Here is a 20,945-nt window from a genome sequence, read left to right as displayed (position 1 = left end):
GTCAGCCGGGCACGACCACGCGGACGGGCGCGCTGTCCGTCGCGCCGGCCGCGTTGACCAGGCGGGCGACGACCTCGTGCGTGCCCGGGGTCAGGCCGGTGAGCGTGGTGGCGGCCCGCTGCCGGTGCGGGGTGCGGGCCTCGAGCGGCTGCCGGTCGACCTCGACGCCGTCGACGAGGACGACGAGCTCGGTGCCGTTCGTGCCCCACCACAGGGTCGTCGTGGCGGTCGCGGACCCGTCGCGCACCGGTCCGACCGTCACGGTCGGGCGCCCGGGGGCGGCGTCGCGCACGGTCACCGTGAGCGGCGCCGAACGTGCGGTGCCCCAGGGGTTGAGCGCCTCGACGACGTACGTGCGCGTCCCGTCGGTGCGTCCGGTGATCGCGAACGTCGCCCGCTGCCGCGCGGGCGAGCCCCCGTCGACCGCCTGCGCCTCGACGAGCACCCCGTCCTCGTACAGGCGCAGGACGGTGGCGTTCTGCCCCCACCACAGGGTCGAGGTGATCGTGTAGTCGCCGTCGTGCAGGCCGGTGCCCCACCCGTTGTCGTGGCTGAGCCGCGGCGCGTCGGGGGCGCGGTCGGCGACGGGCGTGCCCGAGGCCAGCGTGGCGCCGGCGCCGGCGCGGACGGCCGCGGCGACGTCCTGCGTGGCCTGCACCTGCGGGGCGTAGTGCTCGGCGGGCGTCCACCGGGCGGTCGGCGCGAGCGGCCGCGGGGCGGTGGCGTTGAACGCGGCGACCAGGTCGGCGGGCGCGCCGTCGACGAGGGTGCCGGTCTCGAGCAGCTGGGTGCCCTTCCACTCGGTGACGACCCGCGCGGGGTCGACCCCGTCGGCCAGCTCGACCGCGTTGTTCTCGGCGACGATGCTGGACTCGATCCCGGCGCCCCACCAGTACGCGAACAGACCGTCACGGCTCTGCTCGTAGAGGTTGTTGTAGACGTGCACGTCGCCGAACCGCACGCGGGGCGCGCGCTGGCCGATGTCCGTCCACCGGTTGTGGTGGTACGTGACGCGGTGCTGGCCGCGGTCCTGCAGGCGCGAGTCCGAGGAGCCGACGAGGCTCGTCTTGTCGTGGTCGTCGAAGTGGTTCCAGGACACGGTCACCAGGTCCGAGCCGTGCGTGATGTCGAGCAGCCCGTCGTGCACCTCGTAGGGGCGTCCGAACACCGTCGGCAAGGAGCTCGGCGGGTTGTCGCCGTCGTCGAGCGTGAGGTGGTCCGCCCACACGCTGGTCGACGACCAGACCGAGAGGTTGTCGTACGCCGAGTTCCAGTTGCCGGCGTCGGTGTCGCCCGGGTCCCACTGCGGGAAGCAGTCGTACGCGTCGGAGAGGGTCAGGTTCCGCACGATGACGTTGGACGCGTCGCGGATGCGCAGGTTCGCGCCGGTGATCCCGGCGTCGGGACCGACCCCGACGATGGTGACGTTCGAGCCCACGTGCTGCTGCGTCGCCCGGGCCTGGACGGCCGCGGCGGCGACGCGGGCGTCCTCCAGCGGGCCGCTGGGGTCCACGCGGCCCCACGGGCCCTCGGGGTCGTAGTGCGCGACGTAGTCGTCCATCGAGAACGGCTCGTCGGTGCCGGCGACCGTGACCTGGGAGGCGAAGTCGTCGCAGGTCAGCGGCGTGCCGTCGGGCGCGGTGAAGGCGTCGAGCGTCCCGCGCACGTAGATCACGCGCGGGGTGGTGCTCGTGCGCGCGTCGGTCTGGGTGCCGCCGGGGCGGCCCGCGAGGGCGTCGCGCAACTGGTCCCAGGTCTGCACGACGTGGACCTCGGCGGGCTCGGCCGCAGCGCCCCCGGTGGTGCCGCGGGCCTCGACGACGCGCCCGTCGGGGCGGGTCGTCCCGTGCCAGGACGCCCAGCCGTCGCCGTCGGCGAGCACCTCGCGGCCGAGGTCCCGCACGGCGCCCGGGGCGGGTGCGCCGGTCGGTGCGGCGTGCGCGGCGGGGCCGACGAGCAGGCCGGCGGCGACCAGGGCCGCGCCGCTGCCCAGCGCGGCGGCCCGGCGGGCGGGGGACGGGGCGCGGGCCGGTCGTGCGGTGCCGGTCGGGTCGGGCCCGGTGGGTCGGTCGGGTGCGGGCAGGTGGGGGGTGGCGCGCATGCCGGACTCCCTTGTCTCGGTAGCGTCGGGCGGAAACCGGTTTCTCGCCCTGCGCGGCGAGCCTTTCACGCCGCCGCGGGGAAGCGCAATCCCTCGGCCGTCCCCGCGTCCGCCACAAGGCCCGGGCAGGCGCGCACCGCGGGCGGCGGCGCGCGCACTACGGTGAGCCACGACGGGTGCGCACCCGGGCGGCGACGGCGAGCGGTGGACGGACGATGAGCGACACGGGCAACGGGGACTTCGAGTTCGAGCGGCGCTTCCTCGCCCGCGACGTCCCTGCCGAGATGCTCGACGACGCGCCCGCGCTCATCGTCCAGAGCTACTTCCTCGCCGAGGACGGCTACGCGCTGCGCGTCCGGGCCCAGGTGCCCGCGCTGCCGGCGCCCCCCGAGCCCGGGGCCGACGAGCGCGCGCTGCTCGAGGCGTACGCCGAGCACGTCGACTTCTGCGCCGTCACCGTCAAGGGCCCGATGGTCGGCGGCACCCGCTACGAGGCCGAGCGCGAGCTCGACCCCGAGATCGGCGTGCAGATGGTCCGCCGCGGCGGCTCCCGGGTCGCCAAGCTGCGGCACGCGGTCTGGCTCGGCGACGACGGCTGGGTCGTCGACGTCTTCCTCGGCGCCAACGCCGGCCTGGTGGTCGCGGAGGTGGAGCGCGGCGGCCCCGTCACGGACCTGGCGATCCCGACCTTCTGCGTCACCGAGCTGACCGCCGACGCCCGCTTCGCCAACGACGCGCTCGCGGTGCGTCCCTACCGCGGCTGGGCGGGGGAGTGGGAGGCCGAGCTCGCCCGGACCGGGCCGCGGTTCCTGCCCGGGTTCGGGCACGACCACCGCATGGTCTGACGCGCCCGGTCCGGGGCCGGCCGGTCAGGGCGCCTGCGGGGCGTGGTCCGCCGGCACGGCCTCGGACGCGCGCACCGGCCCCGGCGGGGTCCCGTCGCCGAACGGCCGCCCGCCGAGCTGCTCGCGGTCGTGGGGCGTCCACCACCCGGACAGGTCCGGCCCGCCCGGCACGATGCCCGACGGGTTGATGTCCCGCTGCACCCGGTAGTAGTGCTCCTTGATGTGCACGAAGTCGACCGTGTCGCCGAACCCCGGCGTCTGGTAGAGGTCGCGGGCGTAGGCCCACAGGGCCGGCATCGCGCTCAGCGTCGAGCGGTTGCACCGGAAGTGCCCGTGGTAGACGGCGTCGAACCGCACGAGCGTGGTGAACAGCCGCACGTCCGCCTCGGTGATGCTCTCCCCGACGAGGTACCGCCGCGTGCGCAGGCGGTCCTCCAGCCAGTCCAGCCGCGCGAACAGCCGCGCGTAGGCACGGTCGTAGGACTCCTGCGAGCCGGCGAACCCGCACCGGTACACGCCGTTGTTCACGTCGGCGTACACCAGGGCGGCGACCTCGTCGATCTCGTCGCGCAGCGCGTCCGGGTACAGGTCCGGCGCGCCGGGGCGGTGGTGCGCCGTCCACTGCGTCGACAGGTCCAGCGTCATCTGCGCGTAGTCGTTGGTCACGACCTGCCCGCTGGGGACGTCGACGATCGCGGGCACCGTGATCCCGCGCGGGTACCGCGGGTCGCGGGCCAGGTACGCGTCGCGCAGGCGCTCGATGCCCAGCACGGGGTCCACGCCGCCCGGGTCGAGGTCGAAGGTCCAGGACCGCCAGTCGTGCGTCGGCCCGCACACGCCCATGGGCAGCGCGTCCTCCAGCCCCAGCAGCCGGCGCACCACGATCGCCCGGCTCGCCCACGGGCAGGCGCGGGAGACCACGAGGCGGTACCGCCCGGCCTCGACCGGCCAGCCGTCCCGGCCGTCCGTGGTGATCCTGGTGGTGATGTAGCGCGTGTCGCGGGAGAACTCCGCGCCCGGCGTGACGTAGACGCCCTGGTCGGCGGGCCTCTCCTCGGTCGTGCCAGGCGCGGGGGCGCCCTCGGCGGGCGCTGCGGCGCCCGTGGTGCCTGTGGTGGTCGTGGTGGGGGTCTCGTCCGTCGTCGTCCGCGTCGCGTCGTCCACCCGCCCGATGATGCCCTGACCCGCGCCCCGGCGCAGGCCGCGGCGCGAGGGGCTCGCGGACCCGCCTACAGTGGCCGCGCACGACGAGCGCCCGCCACCAGCAGCCGTACCGAGGAGGACGCGTGCCGCGACCGACCCCCGCCCGCCCCCGCACCGCCCGTGGAGCCGGTGCGCGCACCGTCGGCGCGGCCGCGGTGCTCGCACTGCTGGCGGGCTGCACCTGGGGCCAGCCGGAGACCGTCCCGGCCGTCTCCTCGGCGACCTTCGTCCCCGAGCCGGCGCCCGAGCCGGTGGCTGCCGAGCTCACCGTGCCGGACGACCTCGTGACGTCGCTGGTCCCCGACGGGTCCGGACCCGTCGCGACGTCCGCCGCCGCGGTCGCTGCGTCGCGCACCCTCTTCGCCTCCGCGCCCGTCGCCGTGCTCACGGCTCACGGCGACGTCACCGGAGGTCTGACCGCGGCGTCCGCGGCCGTCGCCGTCGGTGCCCCCGTCCTCGTCGTGCCCCCGGACGCCGACGCGGCCGCCGCGGTCGTCGCCGAGGTCGAGCGCCTGGGCGCCACCGCCGTCCTCGTCGTCGGCGGGGCCGAGCCCGCGGGGCTCCCTGCCGACGTCGCCGCGGTCGCGGTCCCCGCGGGGGCCGACCCGACCACCCTCGCGACCGCCACGGGCGTCGACCTGACGGCGACGACGGACGTCGCCCCCGACGGTGCCGCCGACGCGGTGCGTGCGCTCGACGCCACCGCCCCGACGGTGCTGCTGGCCGGGGACGGCGGGGACGGGGCCACCGCGTCCCCGACGACGGCCGGACCCGCCACGCCCACCACGGCCCCGCGGGCGAACGCGACGCTGCCCGCGACCCTGCCCCCCGTCGGCGACGACGGGGCGGTGCTGGCGCTGGCGGGCGAGCGGCCCGTCCCGCTGGCGGTCCTCGCCACGCTCCGTGCGGCGGGTGCCGAGATCCTCGACCTGCCGGGCGGCGACCCGCGCGCGACCACCGGGACGGTGCAGGCGCTCGCCGACGCCGACCCGGCCGCGGTGCTGCAGCTCACGTCCGACCTGGGCGCCACCCGCACCCTGACCTCGCGCGTCCAGGCGGCTGTCACCGGCGTCGAGCTGCCCGGCGGCGGCCAGCTCGTGTTCCCCGAGGGCGACGGCGTGCCGGGCAAGCGGTACGTGGCGCTCTACGGCACGCCGGGGACCCCGTCGCTCGGCGTGCTGGGCGAGCAGGACGTGCCCGCGACGCTCGCCCGGACGCGGCAGCACGCGACGCCGTTCCGCGACCTGACCGACGACGTGGTCGTGCCCGCGGTCGAGATCATCGCGACCGTCGCCTCCGCCGGGCCCGGGGACGACGGCGACTACTCCCAGGAGCGGTCGGTGGACGACCTGCGCCCGCTGGTCGACGCGGCGCGCGAGGACGGCGCCTACGTGGTGCTCGACCTGCAGCCCGGGCGCACCGACTTCCGCACCCAGGCGCAGCGGTACGCCGAGCTGCTCGCCGAGCCGCACGTCGGCCTCGCCCTCGACCCCGAGTGGCGCCTCGCGCCCGACCAGGTGCACCTGCGCCAGATCGGCTCCGTCAGCGCCGCGGAGATCAACCAGACCTCCGAGTGGCTCGCCCGGTTCACGCGCGAGCGCGACCTGCCGCAGAAGATGCTCGTCCTGCACCAGTTCTCGCTGCGGATGATCAGCGACCGCCAGGACGTCGACACCTCGCACGACGAGCTCGCGGTCGTCATCCACGTCGACGGGCAGGGCACGCAGCCCGCCAAGCGCGGCACCTGGGACGCGCTGCGCACGAACGCGCCCGACGTGCACTGGGGCTGGAAGAACTTCTACGACGAGGACGAGCCGATGCTCGACCCGGCGCAGACGTACCAGGTCGACCCGGTGCCCGACCTGGTCACCTACCAGTAGGCGACGGACGGGTGACGGCGCGGCCCGTCCCGTCTAGCGTGGCCGGGTGACCGGAACCGCAGCCCCGTCCCAGCCCCGCGTGCGCGTGGGCGTCCAGCTCCAGCCCCAGCACGCCGGGTACGGCCAGATCCGGGACGCGGTGCTGCGTGCCGAGGACCTCGGCGTCGACGTGATCTTCAACTGGGACCACTTCTTCCCGCTCTACGGCGACCCCGACGGCCGGCACTTCGAGTGCTGGACGATGCTCGGGGCCTGGGCGGAGCAGACGGAGCGCGTCGAGATCGGCGCGCTCGTCACGTGCAACTCGTACCGCAACCCCGAGCTGCTGGCCGACATGGCCCGCACGGTCGACCACATCAGCGGCGGGCGGCTGATCCTCGGCATCGGGGCCGGCTGGTTCCAGCGGGACTACGACGAGTACGGGTACGAGTTCGGCACGCCAGGGACGCGGATCGCGGACCTGGCGCAGGCGATGCCGCGGATCCGGGCGCGCTGGGCCGCGATGAACCCGGCGCCCACCCGGGACATCCCGGTGATGATCGGCGGCGGGGGCGAGCGCAAGACGCTGCGGATCGTCGCGGAGCACGCGGACGTGTGGCACTCGTTCGGCGACGTGGAGACCCTGCGGCGCAAGAGCGGGATCCTCGACGAGCACGGCGCCGCGGTCGGCCGCGACACGGCGTCCCTCGTGACGCGCTCGCTCGGCGTCGACGGGCAGGAGCCGGGCGAGGTCGGTGCCGACCTGCTCGCGGCGGGCGTCGGGCTCGTCACGCTGAGCACGAGCGGCCCGGACTACGACCTCGGCCTCGTCGAGCGCTGGGTGCGCTGGCGCGACGCGCAGGGCTGACCAGGGACGCGGCGCGGGGTTCTGACGTGCGACGACGTCCCGGGCCGTGCGTCCGGGGCGGCCGCGGGCCTGGCCGCGCGGGGTGCCGGAGTGGCGTCTAGGCTCGGTGCCGATGAACGGTCCGACACCTCCGGCAGGCCCGCCCGGACGCCCGTCCGCACGGTCCGCCGGTGCGTGGCGGGACGTCCTGACCTCGCCCCGGCTCGACCCGCGCGGCTGGTGGCGGGCGGTCCGCGCCGTGCCCGCGTCCCGGTGGCGCCGCGGCACCGTGCTGGTCGTCGTGGCCCTGCTCGCCGCGGCCACGTTCGGCGTGACGACGGCGTCGGTGCAGGCGTCCCTCGGCCCGCACCTGGCGCGGTACGACGTGACGACCGACGCGACCGTCACCATCGACCTCGGGCCGCTCGGCACGCTGCAGATCGACTCCCCGCTGCCGCTGACGCTCGGGGTGCGGGCCACCGTGCAGGAGATCCCCGCCGACCTGACCGAGCTGACGCAGGCGACGACGCTCCAGGCCCTGTCGGGCGACCTCGCGGCCTACCTGCAGTTCTTCTCCGGCCCCGAGGCCGCCGTGCAGGACGTCGCGATCGCGCTCGCGCAGGACGCCGCGCTGCGCACGGGCCTGGCGCTCCTCGTCCTGGTCGGCGCGGGCCTGGGCCTGGGGGCGCTGCTCGGCGGGGTACGGCGCCGCGACCTGTGCGCCGCCGTGCACGCACGGCGGCGGGCGATCGCCGGGGGTACGGCGGTGGTCCTCGCCGGGGCCACGGTCCTCACGTCCAGCCTCGCCCCCGACGACCGGCCGGCCGTGACGCGCACGACGTCGGCGGTGTTCGACGGGACGCCCCTGGCGGGCGCGCGGGTCACGGGGCGGCTCGGCGGTGTGATCGACACGTACGGCGGCTACGCGGTGGACGTGTGGCGGCAGAACGAGCAGTTCTACCAGGCGGCCGACGACGCGCTCGTCGTCGCGTGGGGCTTGTGGCAGGCGGAGCAGGACGCCCTGGTGCCGGGCGCGACCGGTGACGGTGCGACCCCGGGGGCGACGGCGGGCGCCGGTTCGGACGCCGTGGGGCCGACCTTCGCGGCGAGCCTGGCACCGACCGGGTCGCCGACCGCCACGGCCGTGCCCCCGACCGCCACGGCCACGCCGACCGATGGCCCCGTCGTGGACCCCGTCGTCCTCGTCCTCGTCTCGGACCTGCACTGCAACGTGGGCATGGCCCAGGTCATGGGCACCCTCGCGACCCTCGCGGAGGCCGACGCCGTGATCGACGCCGGCGACACGACGATGAACGGCACGTCCGTCGAGCAGTACTGCGTGACCTCGTTCGCGCGGGCCGTGCCCGCCGGGGTGCCGCTCGTCACGTCGCCGGGCAACCACGACTCCGCCGAGACGTCGCGCGTGTACGCCCGGGCCGGTGCGACCGTGCTCGACGGCTCGGTCGTCGAGGTCGCGGGGCTGCGGCTGCTCGGCGACTCCGACCCGAACGAGACGCGGATCGGCGGCGGCACGAGCACCGCCGCCGCGGAGAGCGCCCCCGAGGCGGGCCGCCGTCTGGCGGACGTCGCGTGCGACGACGGGGACGTCGACCTGATGGTGATCCACACCCCGACCGTCGGCGACCAGGCCCTCGAGGACGGGTGCGTGCCCGCCCAGGTGTCCGGGCACTACCACCGGCGGGTCGGTCCCGAGGCCGTGGGTGCGGGGGTGCGCTACATCAGCTCCAGCACCGCCGGTGCGACGCTCGGGCAGCCCACCGTCGGACCCCTGCGGGGCGTCGCGACGCTGACGGTGCTGCGCGCCGACCGGGAGACGGGGGCGCTCCTCGACCTGCAGGTCGTCGAGGTGACGCCGCAGGCGACGGTCACGGTCCGCGACCGCGAGCCGTGGCCCGCGCGGCCGGAGCCGGTCGGGGCCGACGGCGCCGCGGCCGACCCGACCGACGGCGCGACGGGCGCTCCCACCGGCGGCTCGACGCCCCGGCCGACCGGGACCGGGCGCACCGCCGGCGGGTGAACCCGGCGCGTCGGCGCCCGAACCGTGCGGCAGGTCTTGCGCACCAGACCCCCGCGTGCTCGCCTGGGTGGGCGGGGACGCGCACGCGCCGCGTCGCCGCGCACGGGGGTGGGCATGCGACGGCGACCGGGGGACCGGGGCATCGGCCTGGCGGGCGCGCCCGGGCGGGCGGTGCTGGCGGCCGTCGTGGCCGGCGGGCTCCTCCTGACCGCCCCGCTCGCCGCGTCGGCCGGGCCGGGGGAGGACGTGCTGCGCCCCGGCGAGACGCTGGCACCGGGGCAGGCGCTGCTCGCGCCCGGCGGTGCGCAGACCCTCGTGGTGCAGCCCGACGGCTCGCTCGGCCTGTACGGGCTCGACGGCGTCGCGCGCTGGTCGACGGGGGCCGGGGTTCCGGGGTCGCGCCTGACCACCACCGACGCCGGCGACGTCGTCCTCACGGCTCCCGACCAGACGGTGGTGTGGAGCACCGCGACCACGGCGGCGGGCTCGGTGCTGCGCGTGCAGGACGACGGCGAGGTCGTCGTGGTCGACGGCGGTGGGGCCGTGCACTGGTCGGCCGGCACGGCCCTGGTGCCCTCGTCGCTGCGCGCGCCGGCGCGGCTCGCCGCCGGTGGCACGCTGGCGTCCCCCGACGGCCGGCACCTGCTGGTCGTCGACGAGGGCGGCGACGTGCGCCTGCTCGGCCCGGACGGTCGCGAGCGCTGGTCGACCGCGACGCAGGGCGACGGCGTGGGCCTCGAGCTGCGGGCGAACGGGAACCTCGTCGTGGCTGACGAGGACGGTGAGCGGCTGTGGCGCAGCCGCACCGCCGGGCAGGACGCCACGACGCTGACGCTCCAGGACGACGGCAACCTCGTGCTCGCACGCGACGACGGGTCGGTGGTCTGGAGCAGCGGCACGCCCGTCGGGCCGTCGCGGCTCGGGCCCGGCGGGTCGATGGCGGCACCGGCGTCGCTCGGCTCGCCGTCGGGCCACGTGCGCGTCGACGTGCGGGACGGGCGTCTCGTGGTGGCCTACGACGGGGAACCCGTGTGGGCCTCGGACCAGGACGTGCCCGGCGTGCAGGTGCGCGTCGGCGAGGACGGCGACGTGGTGCTGCTCGACGTCGCGGGTGCGCCGGTGTGGCGCACGGGCACGGCCGGGCAGCCCGGGGCCGCGCTCGTCGTGGAGGACCAGGCCCTGCTGCTGCGGGCGGCCGACGGCGCGACCCTGTGGCAGATCGCCGTCCCCGAGCGGCTGGCCCCGGCCGGGGTGCAGCCGACCCGCTGCGAGGACGTCGACGGGCCCGTCGCCGAGGACGCCACGGTCCTCACGCGGGCGGGGATCCGCGTGCACCCGTGCCTGGCCGAGGCGCTGGACGCCATGCTCGCGGCGGCCGCCGACGACGGGGTGGTGCTGCACGGCGGCGGGTGGCGCAGCGCCGAGCAGCAGATCGCCCTGCGGCGCGCGCACTGCGGGTCGTCGCCGGAGGCGGTGCACGAGGCCCCCGCGAGCGCGTGCACGCCGAGCACGGCGCGCCCGGGCACGTCGCGGCACGAGCGCGGCCTGGCGGTCGACCTCACGCAGGGGGGCTGGTCGCTGACGACGTCGGCGACGGGGTACGCGTGGCTCGTCGAGCACGCGCACGCGTACGGGCTGGAGAACCTCCCGGGCGAGCCGTGGCACTGGAGCGTCGACGGCCGGTGAGCGGGGCGCGCCGGGACGGCGCTGCTCGGACGGCGCTGCTCGGACGGCCCTGCCCGGACGGCCCTGCCCGGTGTCGGGGGCGCCCCCTACCCTGGTGCGCGTGAGCGTGGAGAGCCCCGCACCGCTGAGTGCCGTCGTGCAGGACTACCTCAAGGTCATCTGGGGTGCGCAGGAGTGGTCGGCGACCCCGGTGACGACCAAGCTGCTGGCGACCCGCCTCGGGGTCGGTGCGTCGACGGTGTCGGAGACGGTGCGCCGGCTCGCCGACGCCGGGCTGGTGAGCCACCGCCCCTACGGTGCGGTCGAGCTCACCGACGCGGGGCGCGCGCACGCCGTGGCGATGGTGCGTCGGCACCGCCTCCTGGAGACGTACCTCGTCGAGCGCATGGGCTACGGCTGGGACGAGGTCCACGACGAGGCGGAGGTGCTCGAGCACGCGGTGAGCGACCGCTTCGTCGAGCGGGTCGCCGAGCTGCTGGGGCACCCGGACCGCGACCCGCACGGCGACCCGATCCCGGGCCCGGACGGCGCGGTGCACCTGCCCGACGCCCACCCCATGTGGGAGGTGCCGGCCGGTCCGTACACGGTGGCGCGGATCTCCGACGCCGACCCCGAGCTGCTGCGCTACCTCGAGGGCGTGGGCGTGGTGCTCGACGCGCGCGTCGACCTCGACGAGCGGCGCGCCGTGACCGGTGTGGTGAGCGTGCAGGTCATGGCGGGCGCGCCGGCCGCGACGGCCGGGCGGGTCGAGCTGGGGGAGGTCGCGGCGCGGGCGATCTGGCTCGCGCACGTGCGCTGACGTACTCTCCGTGCATCCCTGCGAGGCGGTCGACGGCGCCCCCTCCTCCCGCATCGAATCGTTTCGAGGAGCGTCGTGACCACCACGAGCGCGCGTCCGGCGCCGCCGTCGGCCGCCCCCGGCACCCGCCCGGGCCTGGCCCTGCTCGCGCTCGCGCTCGGCGGGTTCGGCATCGGCACCACCGAGTTCGCCACGATGGGGCTGCTGCCCGAGATCGCCACCGACCTCGGCGTCGACATCCCCACGGCCGGGCACACCATCACCGCGTACGCCGTGGGCGTCGTGCTCGGCGCCCCCACGCTGGCGGCCCTCGGCGCGCGCCTGGACCGGCGCCGCCTGCTGCTGCTGCTCATGGTCGCGTTCACGGTCGGCAACGTGGCGTCCGCGTTCGCGCCGACCGCCGAGTCCCTCGTCGTCGCCCGCCTGCTCGCGGGCCTGCCGCACGGGGCGTACTTCGGCGTCGGCGCCGTCATGGGCACCGCCGTCGTCGGCCCCGCGCGCCGGGGCCGGGCGGTCGCGTCGATGATGGCGGGGCTGACCGTGGCGTGCGCCGTCGGCGTCCCCCTGGCCGCCGTCGTCGGGCAGTCCGTGGGCTGGCGGTGGGCCTTCGTCGGCGTCGGCGCCCTCGGCCTGGTCACGCTCGCCGCGCTCGCCGCCTGGACGCCGTCGCTGCCCGCCGACCCGGCCGCGAGCGTGCGCGGCGAGGTCGCGGCGCTGCGCAACGGGCCGCTGTGGGTCGCGTTCGGCGCGGGCGCCGTCGGGTTCGGGGGCATGTTCGCCGTCTACTCCTACGTCAAGCCGCTGCTCACCGACGTGACGGGGCTCGACGTCGCGCTCGTGCCCGCCGTGCTCGCCGCCTACGGCGTGGGCATGACCGCCGGCACGCTCCTCGGCGGCCGCCTGGCGGACCGGTCCGTCCTCGGCACCGTCGTGACCGGCATGGTCGCCACGATCGTCGTGCTCGTCGTCATCGCGCTGGTCGGGCCCTGGGCGTGGGCGGCCGTGCCTGCGATCGTGCTGCTCGGCGTCACGTCGCAGGTGCTGGGCCTGGCGCTGCAGACCCGCCTCATGGACCTCTCCCCGGACGCCCCGTCCTTGGGGGCCGCGCTGTGCCACTCGGCGCTCAACCTGGGCAACGCCGCGGGAGCCTTCCTCGGCGGCCTCGTCATCGCCGCCGGGTGGGGGCTGCTGGCCCCCGCGTGGGTCGGTGCGGCGCTCACGGCCGTGGGTCTGCTGGTCGTCGTCACGGTGGGGCGGGCGCCCGCGCCGCATCGGTAGGATCGACGGGTGAACGCCCAGCCCACACCCGCCCCCGCGAGCCCCGCCGACGACGTCCCCTACCGCTACACCGCGGCGCTCGCGGAGACGATCGAGCTCGCGTGGCAGGACGAGTGGGAGCGGCGGGGGACCTACCACACGCCCAACCCCGTCGGCCCGCTGACCGACGGCGAGGGGCGGCACGCCGCCCCCGGCGCGCGGCCGTTCTTCGTGATGGACATGTTCCCGTACCCGTCGGGCGCCGGGCTGCACGTCGGCCACCCCCTGGGGTACATCGCGACCGACGTCGTGGGCCGGTACCGGCGCATGTGCGGCGACAACGTGCTGCACGCCCTCGGCTTCGACGCGTTCGGCCTGCCCGCCGAGCAGTACGCGGTGCAGACCGGCGCGCACCCGCGCACCACCACCGAGGCGAACATCGCGATCATGCAGCGCCAGCTGCGCCGCCTGGGCCTGGCGCACGACCCGCGCCGCTCGTTCGCGACGATCGACCCCGAGTACGTGCGCTGGACGCAGTGGATCTTCCTGCAGATCTTCGGGTCCTGGTACGACGAGGACGCGGTCCGCCCCGACGGCGGGCGCGGCCGGGCCCGCCCCGTCACCGAGCTCGTCGCCGAGCTCGAGGCGGGCACCCGCCCGGTGCCGACCGGCGTCGAGGGCGTGGCCCCCGGCGCCACCTGGGCGGACCTGGACGAGGCGACCCGTCGCCGCGTCGTCGACTCGCGCCGCCTGGCGTACCTGTCGCAGACCCCCGTGAACTGGTGCCCCGGCCTCGGCACGGTCCTGGCCAACGAGGAGGTCACCGCCGACGGGCGCTCCGAGCGCGGCAACTTCCCGGTGTTCCAGCGCAACCTGCGGCAGTGGAACATGCGCATCACGGCCTACGCCGACCGCCTCACCGACGACCTCGCGCTGATCGACTGGCCCGAGAAGGTCAAGGCCATGCAGCGGCACTGGATCGGGCGGTCCACGGGCGCGCGCGTGCGGTTCGCCGTGCAGGGCGGCACCGAGGTCGAGGTGTTCACGACCCGGCCCGACACGCTGTTCGGCGCCACGTTCCTCGTCGTGTCCCCCGAGCACCCCCTGCTGGACGAGGTGCCCGAGGCCTGGCCCGACGGCACGCACGGCGCCTGGACCGGCGGGCACGCGTCCCCGGTCGAGGCCGTCGCCGCGTACCGCGCGCAGGCCGCCGCCAAGACCGCCGTCGAGCGCCAGCAGGACGCCGGCCGCAAGACCGGCGTCTTCACCGGGCACCTCGCGGCCAACCCCGTGACCGGCGACCTGCTGCCGGTGTTCACGGCCGACTACGTGCTCATGGGCTACGGCACCGGCGCGATCATGGCCGTCCCGGGCGGCGACGAGCGCGACTACGCGTTCGCGCAGGCCTTCGAGCTGCCCGTCGTCTACACCGTCGACGCCCCCGAGGGCACGCCCGACGGCGCCCGCACGGGTGACGGCGTCATCGTCAACTCCTCGAACGAGCACGTGCAGCTCGACGGCCTGGACGTCCCGACCGCCAAGGAGCGCATCGTCGCGTGGCTGTCGGCCCAGGGCGTGGGCGAGGGCACGACCACCTACCGGCTGCGCGACTGGCTGTTCAGCCGGCAGCGCTACTGGGGCGAGCCGTTCCCGATCGTCTACGACGAGGACGACACGCCCCTGCCGCTGCCCGAGTCGGCGCTGCCCGTCGAGCTGCCGGACGTCCCGGACTTCTCCCCGCGCACCTACGCGCCCGACGACGCGCAGTCCGAGCCCGAGCCGCCGCTGGGCCGCAACACCGACTGGCTGCACGTCGAGCTCGACCTGGGCGACGGGCCCCGGACGTACCGGCGCGACGCGAACACCATGCCCAACTGGGCCGGGTCCTGCTGGTACTACCTGCGCTACCTCGACCCCACGTCCGCCGAGGTGCTGATCGACCCCGCCCTCGAGGAGTACTGGATGGGCGGCGGCCACGGCAGCCAGCCCGAGGGCTCCGTGGGCGGCGTCGACCTGTACGTCGGCGGTGTCGAGCACGCCGTGCTGCACCTGCTGTACGCCCGGTTCTGGCACAAGGTGCTGCACGACCTGGGGCACGTCCGCAGCGCCGAGCCGTTCTACCGGCTGTTCAACCAGGGCTACATCCAGGCCTACGCCTACACCGACGCCCGCGGCGTCTACGTCCCCTCGGCCGAGGTCGTCGAGGACGAGGCGTCGCCCACCGGGTTCACCTGGCAGGGCGAGCCCGTCGAGCGCGAGTACGGCAAGATCGGCAAGTCGCTCAAGAACGCCGTCTCGCCGGACGAGATGTACGAGGCCTACGGCGCGGACACGCTGCGCGTGTACGAGATGTCGATGGGTCCGCTGGACCTGTCGCGCCCGTGGGAGACCCGCGCGGTCGTCGGTGCCCAGCGGTTCCTGCAGCGGCTGTGGCGCAACGTCGTCGACGAGCGCACCGGCGAGACCGTCGTCGGTGACCAGGAGCCGGGCCCGGAGACCCTGCGGCTGCTGCACCGCACGATCGCCGACGTCCGCGAGGACATGGCCGCGATGCGCATCAACACCGCGATCGCCAAGCTCATCGTGCTCAACAACCACCTCACCACCCTCGAGCCCGCGCCGCGCTCGACGGTCGAGGCGCTCGTCGCCATGACGGCCCCGATCGCGCCGCACCTCGCCGAGGAGCTGTGGAAGCGGCTCGGCCACGACACGTCCGTGGTGCACGCCGCCTACCCCGAGGCCGACCCGGCCCTGCTCGTCGAGGACACCGTCACGTGCGTCCTGCAGGTCGCGGGCAAGGTCCGCGGCCGCGCCGAGGTGCCCGCGTCGGTCGGGGACGACGAGCTGCGGGCCATCGCGCTCGCCGACCCCGGCGTGCAGCGGGCCCTCGACGGGCGGGACGTGCGGACCGTGGTCGTGCGCGCGCCGAAGCTCGTCAACGTGGTGCCCGCCTGAGCCGGCCCGCGGGCCCGGCCCCGCACGTCGCGGTCGTCACGGACTCCACGGCCGCGCTGCCGCCCGGGCTCGCGGGGGCGGCCGGTGTCCGCGTCGTCCCGCTGCGCGTCGTCGTCGACGGCGAGGAGCACCGCGAGGACGACCTCAGCGGCGACGCGCTGGCCGAGGCCCTCGCCGGCGGCGCCCGGGTGAGCACGTCGCAGCCGCCGCCCTCGGCGTTCGCCGCGGCCTACGAGGACCTGGCCGCCGCGGGGGCGACGCACGTGGTGTCGGTGCACCTGGCGGGCGCGCTCTCCGGCACCGCGGACTCGGCGCGCACCGCCGCGACCGTGAGCCCGGTGCCGGTGCACGTCGTGGACTCCGGGACGGTCGGGCTCGGGCTCGGGTACGCGGTCCTCGCCGCCGCCCGTGCCGCCCGGCCGGCACCCGTCCCCGTCGTCGCCCCGGGCGCCTGGGCGCGGTGGCGGGCCGCGCTCGCCCGGCCCGGCGCCCCCCTGCCCGCACCGGACCCGGCACCCGTGGTCGCGGCGGCGCGTGCGACGGCCGCCGGGGCCCGCGTGTGGTTCCTCGTCGACTCCCTGGAGCACCTGCGCCGCGGCGGCCGCCTCAGCGCGCCCGCCGCCGCCCTCGGCACCGTGCTCGGCCTGCGCCCCCTGCTGACCGTGCGCGACGGCCGCCTCGTCGTCGCCGAGAAGGTCCGCACGCGCCGCGCCGCCCGTGAGCGGCTCGAGCAGGTCGCGCTCGACGACGCCGCCACGCGGGGCGCCGTGCGGGTCGGTGTCCACCACGTCGGTCCGGCCGACGCCGCCCAGGAGCTCGCCGCGCGGCTGAGCACCGCGCTCGGCGCGCAGGCCGCCGAGGTGCAGGTCACCGACGCGGGAGCCGTCCTCGCAGCCCACGTGGGACCCGGGACGCTGGCCGTGGTGCTCACCGACGCCGTGCCGCCCGACGCGGTACCGCCCGACGCCGGGCCGCCGGAGGCGACCGCACCGCGCTGAGCCGCCCCCAGCCCGGGTGCGCAGGCGTCCTGCCCACCGGAACCACCGTGCGACGGTGCGCCGGTGCCGCGGCGCCCTAGCGTCACGGGCGATGACCGCCGACCCCGCCTCCGACCGGGACGACGTCGCACGCCGCCTCGCCGCCCTCGCCCGGGCGCCCCGCCCGGTCGTGACCGCCGTCCCGGGGCCGCCCGTGCCTGCGCCGCCCGGACGTCGTGCGCCGGTCCCCGTCACGCCCGCGCCGGTGCCGCCCGCGCCCGTGCCGCTCGTGCCGTCGACGGCGGTCCCTCGGCCGGTGCGGTGGGCGCCCACCACGGCCGGCGCGCTGGCCCACGCCGCGCAGACGGTGCGCGACCCGGCCCCGCAGGAGCGGCCGACCTCGCGCACGTCCCGCGGCCCGTCCGGCCGGGTGCGCTGGGCCGTCGACGCCCGCACGGCCGGCGTCGCGGTCGGCGTGGTCGCGCTGCTGGTCGGTGCGGTGGTGCTGCGAGCGGCGTCCGCCCCCGCGGGGGAGGCCGTGGCGCTGCCCACGCCGGCGGTGACGGCAGAGGTGCCCGCGGCGGGCACCGGCGTCGCGCCGACCCCCGGGGCGAGCACCGCCCCGGCCGCCCCGGCCGAGCTCCTCGTGCACGTGGTGGGCGCCGTCGCGCAGCCCGGCGTCGTGCACCTGACGGACGGCGCGCGCGTGGCCGACGCGCTCGACGCCGCGGGCGGCGTCGTCGACGGTGCCGACCCGGCGGCGCTGAACCTCGCGCGCACCGTGGTCGACGGCGAGCAGGTCCGGGTCCCGCGCGTCGGCGAGGTGCTCGACCCGCCGGCCGACGCGGTGCCGACCCCCGCCACGGGCGGGCAGGTCGGCGACGCGCCGGTCGACCTCAACACCGCGGACCTCGCCGCGCTCGAGGGGCTGCCGGGCGTCGGCCCGGTCCTGGCCGGGCGCATCGTCGAGGGGCGTCCCTACGCGAGCGTCGACGCGCTGGACGACGTGCCCGGCATCGGCCCGACCCTCATGGCCGACCTGCGCGACCGGGTCCGCGTGTGACCGCGCGCACGGACCTGCGTCTGCTCCCGGGGGCCGCGGCCGCCTGGTGCGCCGGGCTGGTCGGCACCCGTGCCTCGGCGCCGACCGCTGCCGCCGGCGCCGTCGTGCTGGCGGTGGCGCTGGCCGGCGTGCTGCTGGTCGCGGTCCTGACGGCCGCGCCCGTCCGGCGGTCGGCCCCGCGCACCGGTGCACGCGACCGGACGGTGCCGCGGCCGGGCACCCGCCTGCGCGCCGTCGCACCGGGTGCTGCGCTGGCACTGGCGGTCGCCGGGGCCGTGCTCGTGTCGGCGCTGGTCCAGCGTGCGGCCCACGACCCGCCGGTGCTCCGCGAGGCGGTGGTGGCCGGTGACCGGGTCGACGCGCGTGCCCGGGTCCTCGCCGAGCCGCAGGTCCTCGCCGGCGGTGCCGGGATGCCGCCGCGCGTCCGGGTCGACGTCGTCGTCGAGCAGCTCACCACCGGGGGGAGGGCCGTCGCGGTGGCGGTCCCCGCGGTGGTGCTGGCGCCGGCGGGTGCCGCCACGGGCAGCGTCGTCACCTGGTCGGGCACGCCGCGCGCGGCGGAGCCGGGGGAGCGTGCGGCCCTCGTGCTGGTCGCCCGCGAGCCGCCCGAGGTCGTCGCGGCGCCCGGCGGCCTGCACGCGTGGGCCGGGGAGGTCCGCGCCGCCGCCGCCCGGCTCGGGGCGGGTCTGCCGGGGGATGCGGGAGCCCTGCTGCCGGCGGTCACGGTGGGGGACACGGCGGCGGTCCCCGCCGACCTGCGCGACGCGATGCGCCTGGCGGGGCTCGCGCACGTGATGGCGGTCTCCGGCGCGCACTTCACGATCGTCGGCGGGCTGCTGGTGGCCGCGGCGGCCGCAGCCGGGGGGCCCGCCCCGGTGCGTGCCGGCGTCGTCGCGGCCGGCGGTGCGCTGCTCGTCCTCGTGGTCCAGCCGCAGCCGAGCGTCGTGCGCGCGGCCGCCATGGGCGCGCTCGGGCTGGTCGGTGTCCTGCTGGGCCGGCGGGCCGCGGGGCCCGCGGCGCTCGCGTGCGCGGTCGTCCTGCTGCTCGTCGTCGACCCGTGGCTGGCGGGCGAGCCCGGTGCCGCGCTCTCGGTCGCGGCGACGGCGGGCCTCGTGCTGCTCGGCCCGCCGCTCGTGCGGCGCTGGTCGGGCGTCTGCGGGCGCGGGGTCGCCACGGTGCTCGCCGCGCCCGTCGCCGCGCAGCTCGGCTGCCTGCCGGTCGTGCTCGCGCTGTGGCCGACGCTCAGCACCTGGGCGGTCCCGGCGAACGTCGCGGTCGCGCCGGCGGTCGCGCCGGCGACGGTGCTCGGCCTGGCGGCGGTGCTGCTCGCACCGGTGTGGCCTGCGGGAGCCGCGGCCCTCGCGGCAGCCGCGGGCGCGGCGTGCTGGTGGATCGGGGCGGTCGCGCGCGTCGTCGCGCAGGCCCCCGGTGCCGGGCTGGCGTGGGCGCCGGGAGCGACGGGCGCCCTGTGCGCCCTCGTCGCCGCGGCGGCCGGGGCGCGGCTGCTGCTCGTCGGTCGGCGGGCAGCGCCGCCCGGGGCCGGAGGGGCGGGCGGGTGACGTCGGCGGTGTCTGGCAGGCTGTCCCCGTGGCAGCCCGTACCCCCGCCCGACGTCCGGCACGCGGCGGAGCAGGACGCGCCGCGACCTCCGGGGTCCCGTGGACCCAGGCGGCCCCGGCCCCCGTCGTCCTGGTCCAGGGGGCCGAGGACCTGCTGGCCGAGCGCGCGGTCGAGCGTGTCGTCGCCCTCGCCCGGGAGCAGGACCCGCAGATCGAGGTCACCCGGCTGGACGCGGGCACCTACGCGACGGGTGAGCTGAGGGTCGTGACCAGCCCGTCGCTCTTCGCCGACGACAAGGTCGTGGTCGTCGAGGGCGTCGAGCGGGGCACGGACGACCTCATGCGGGACCTCGAGGCGTACGTGGGCGCGCCGGCCGAGGGCGTCGTCCTCGTGGCCCGGCACGGCGGCGGGCAGCGGGGCAAGCGCCTGCTCGACGCGATCCGCGCGGCGGGCGGCCCCGTGGTGGCCTGCGACCCGGTCCGCACGGACGCGGACAAGGCGGCGTTCGTCGCGGACGAGCTGGGTCGTGCGGGGCGGCGCGCGCACGCCCGGGCCGTGCGGGCCCTCGTGGACGCGGTCGGCAGCGATCTGCGCGAGCTCGCCGCGGCGTGCGCCCAGCTGGTCGCGGACACGACCGGCCTCATCGGCGAGGAGACCGTCGAGCGGTACCACGGGGGCCGGGTCGAGGCGACCGGGTTCCAGGTCGCCGACGCGGCGGTCGCCGGCGACCCGGGCCGGGCGGTCGCGCTGCTGCGGCACGCGATGGCGACCGGCGTCGACCCCGTCCCGGTGGTGGCGGCCCTGGCGGCGCGCCTGCGCACGCTGGCACGTGTGGGGGCGGTCCGCGGCCGCGGTGCGGGCGCGGCCCGGGACCTCGGGATGGCGCCCTGGCAGGTCGACCGGGCGGTCGCCGACCTGCGCCGGTGGACGCCGGAGGGGCTCGCGACCGCGATCTCCGCGGTCGCCCAGGCCGACGCAGAGGTCAAGGGCGAGAGCCGGGACCCGCGCTTCGCGGTCGAGCGGGCCGTGCTCCGGGTCGCGGGGGCAGTCGAGCGCTGACGCGGGGCCGTCGCGCGCTGACGCGGGGCCCTCGGGCGGTCAGGCGCAGAGGGCCGGCATGCCGAGGGCGTTGCCCTGCAGCAGGTCGAACCGCAGCAGCCGGCACACGTCGACGAGGTCCGGCCCCGAGACGCGCTCGGCCACGAGGCGGGCGCCCCCGGACCGGGCGTGGTGCAGCCCGCGCGGCCCGAGCCGGTGCAGGTCGCGGCAGTCGACCTTCACGTAGTCGGCCAGCGGCAGCATCGCCTGCTGCGCGGGGGTCCCCGTCCAGTCGTCGAGCGCGATCCGGTAGCCCGCGGCGCGGAGCGCGGCCAGACCGTCGAGGACCGCGGCGTCGGCGTCGACGGTCTCGACGACCTCCAGCACGAGCCGCGTGTCCGGTGCCGGCAGGGGCAGCCCGCCGACCAGGAACGTCCGCGTGACGTTGACGAACACGAGACCGGTGCCCGCCGGTGCGCCGCTGTCGTACAGCGCAGCCAGCACGTCCCGCGTGGCCAGGTCCTGCCGGGCCGGCTCCCACCGGTCGACGCCGGCGGGCAGCCCCTGCGCCGTCCGGTAGAGGTACTCGTGCCCGAGGAGCCGGCCGTCCGGCGTCCAGATGGGCTGCCGGGCGACGTGCCGAGGGCGGTGCGCCCTGCTGCGAGTGGTCACACCGGATGAGAGGGGGTACCGGCACGATCATGACGCGGCTGCCGG

15 protein-coding genes are annotated in these 20,945 nt (G+C 77.3%); 12 read left to right on the top strand and 3 right to left on the bottom strand.

Annotated features, from left to right (window positions below):
• Nucleotide 1: 1 nt before the first annotated feature.
• Entirely contained in the window at nt 2-2,101 is a 2,100-nt protein-coding gene (locus tag BKA21_RS03420) for a pectate lyase family protein (protein WP_140458631.1), read from the bottom strand.
• 215 nt (nt 2,102-2,316) lie between these two features.
• Here BKA21_RS03420 and BKA21_RS03415 point away from each other — a divergent pair, with 215 nt between their 5' ends.
• Nucleotides 2,317-2,946, top strand: coding sequence for a CYTH domain-containing protein (locus BKA21_RS03415; protein WP_140458632.1), 630 nt, complete (start codon nt 2,317-2,319; stop codon nt 2,944-2,946).
• Nucleotides 2,947-2,970: 24 nt separating this feature from the next.
• On the opposite strand, the gene BKA21_RS03410 is transcribed toward BKA21_RS03415, so the two are convergent.
• The gene (locus BKA21_RS03410; protein ID WP_170209004.1) at nt 2,971-3,933 is read right to left on the bottom strand and encodes a glutathione S-transferase family protein; all 963 of its coding nucleotides are present in this window, start codon (nt 3,931-3,933) and stop codon (nt 2,971-2,973) included.
• Nucleotides 3,934-4,232: 299 nt separating this feature from the next.
• Between BKA21_RS03410 and BKA21_RS03405 the strand changes: the two genes are divergently transcribed.
• The 11 genes from BKA21_RS03405 (at nt 4,233) to holA (ending at nt 20,249) form a co-directional block, all read left to right on the top strand.
• On the top strand, nt 4,233-6,029 hold the full coding sequence (locus BKA21_RS03405) for a hypothetical protein (RefSeq protein WP_170208979.1): 1,797 nt from the start codon (nt 4,233-4,235) through the stop codon (nt 6,027-6,029).
• A 46-nt stretch (nt 6,030-6,075) separates the two neighbouring features.
• Nucleotides 6,076-6,876: an LLM class F420-dependent oxidoreductase gene (locus tag BKA21_RS03400; RefSeq protein ID WP_179625304.1), complete on the top strand. Its 801-nt coding sequence runs from the start codon at nt 6,076-6,078 to the stop codon at nt 6,874-6,876.
• 112 nt (nt 6,877-6,988) lie between these two features.
• On the top strand, nt 6,989-8,893 hold the full coding sequence (locus tag BKA21_RS03395) for a metallophosphoesterase family protein (RefSeq protein ID WP_140458634.1): 1,905 nt from the start codon (nt 6,989-6,991) through the stop codon (nt 8,891-8,893).
• 114 nt (nt 8,894-9,007) lie between these two features.
• Nucleotides 9,008-10,579, top strand: a complete 1,572-nt coding sequence (locus BKA21_RS03390; RefSeq protein ID WP_140458635.1) for a D-alanyl-D-alanine carboxypeptidase family protein — start codon at nt 9,008-9,010, stop codon at nt 10,577-10,579.
• Between the two features lie 100 nt (nt 10,580-10,679).
• Nucleotides 10,680-11,378, top strand: a complete 699-nt coding sequence (locus tag BKA21_RS03385) for a metal-dependent transcriptional regulator (RefSeq protein ID WP_140458636.1) — start codon at nt 10,680-10,682, stop codon at nt 11,376-11,378.
• A 75-nt stretch (nt 11,379-11,453) separates the two neighbouring features.
• On the top strand, nt 11,454-12,656 hold the full coding sequence (locus BKA21_RS03380) for an MFS transporter (RefSeq protein ID WP_140458637.1): 1,203 nt from the start codon (nt 11,454-11,456) through the stop codon (nt 12,654-12,656).
• A 9-nt stretch (nt 12,657-12,665) separates the two neighbouring features.
• On the top strand, nt 12,666-15,590 hold the full coding sequence (leuS, locus tag BKA21_RS03375; protein WP_140458638.1) for a leucine--tRNA ligase: 2,925 nt from the start codon (nt 12,666-12,668) through the stop codon (nt 15,588-15,590).
• Nucleotides 15,587-16,588, top strand: a complete 1,002-nt coding sequence (locus tag BKA21_RS03370) for a DegV family protein (protein ID WP_140459164.1) — start codon at nt 15,587-15,589, stop codon at nt 16,586-16,588. Before leuS ends, BKA21_RS03370 begins: the two co-directional genes overlap by 4 nt.
• 91 nt (nt 16,589-16,679) lie before the next feature.
• The gene (locus BKA21_RS19240) at nt 16,680-17,630 is read left to right on the top strand and encodes a ComEA family DNA-binding protein (protein WP_179625303.1); all 951 of its coding nucleotides are present in this window, start codon (nt 16,680-16,682) and stop codon (nt 17,628-17,630) included.
• On the top strand, nt 17,627-19,189 hold the full coding sequence (locus BKA21_RS19235; protein ID WP_140458639.1) for a ComEC/Rec2 family competence protein: 1,563 nt from the start codon (nt 17,627-17,629) through the stop codon (nt 19,187-19,189). Before BKA21_RS19240 ends, BKA21_RS19235 begins: the two co-directional genes overlap by 4 nt.
• Before the next feature lie 28 nt (nt 19,190-19,217).
• Nucleotides 19,218-20,249 (top strand): DNA polymerase III subunit delta, encoded by a 1,032-nt coding sequence (holA, locus tag BKA21_RS03355; RefSeq protein WP_140458640.1) that lies wholly within the window; start codon nt 19,218-19,220, stop codon nt 20,247-20,249.
• 39 nt (nt 20,250-20,288) lie between these two features.
• On the opposite strand, the gene BKA21_RS20085 is transcribed toward holA, so the two are convergent.
• Nucleotides 20,289-20,900 (bottom strand): EAL domain-containing protein, encoded by a 612-nt coding sequence (locus tag BKA21_RS20085; RefSeq protein WP_140458641.1) that lies wholly within the window; start codon nt 20,898-20,900, stop codon nt 20,289-20,291.
• Between the last annotated feature and the right edge of the window lie 45 nt (nt 20,901-20,945).

Origin of the sequence: Cellulomonas oligotrophica, assembly GCF_013409875.1 — a bacterium.
Classification (GTDB): Bacteria; Actinomycetota; Actinomycetes; order Actinomycetales; family Cellulomonadaceae; genus Cellulomonas; species Cellulomonas oligotrophica.
This window is presented reverse-complemented; position numbering and strand designations above follow the sequence as displayed.

Bases quoted from the DNA above. Each gene is read 5' to 3' on its own strand.
- BKA21_RS03420 (WP_140458631.1), bottom strand. From the start codon at position 2,101: ATGCGCGCCACCCCCCACCTGCCCGCACCCGACCGACCCACCGGGCCC.
- BKA21_RS03415 (WP_140458632.1), top strand. From the start codon at position 2,317: ATGAGCGACACGGGCAACGGGGACTTCGAGTTCGAGCGGCGCTTCCTC.
- BKA21_RS03395 (WP_140458634.1), top strand. From the start codon at position 6,989: ATGAACGGTCCGACACCTCCGGCAGGCCCGCCCGGACGCCCGTCCGCA.
- BKA21_RS03390 (WP_140458635.1), top strand. From the start codon at position 9,008: ATGCGACGGCGACCGGGGGACCGGGGCATCGGCCTGGCGGGCGCGCCC.
- BKA21_RS19240 (WP_179625303.1), top strand. From the start codon at position 16,680: ATGACCGCCGACCCCGCCTCCGACCGGGACGACGTCGCACGCCGCCTC.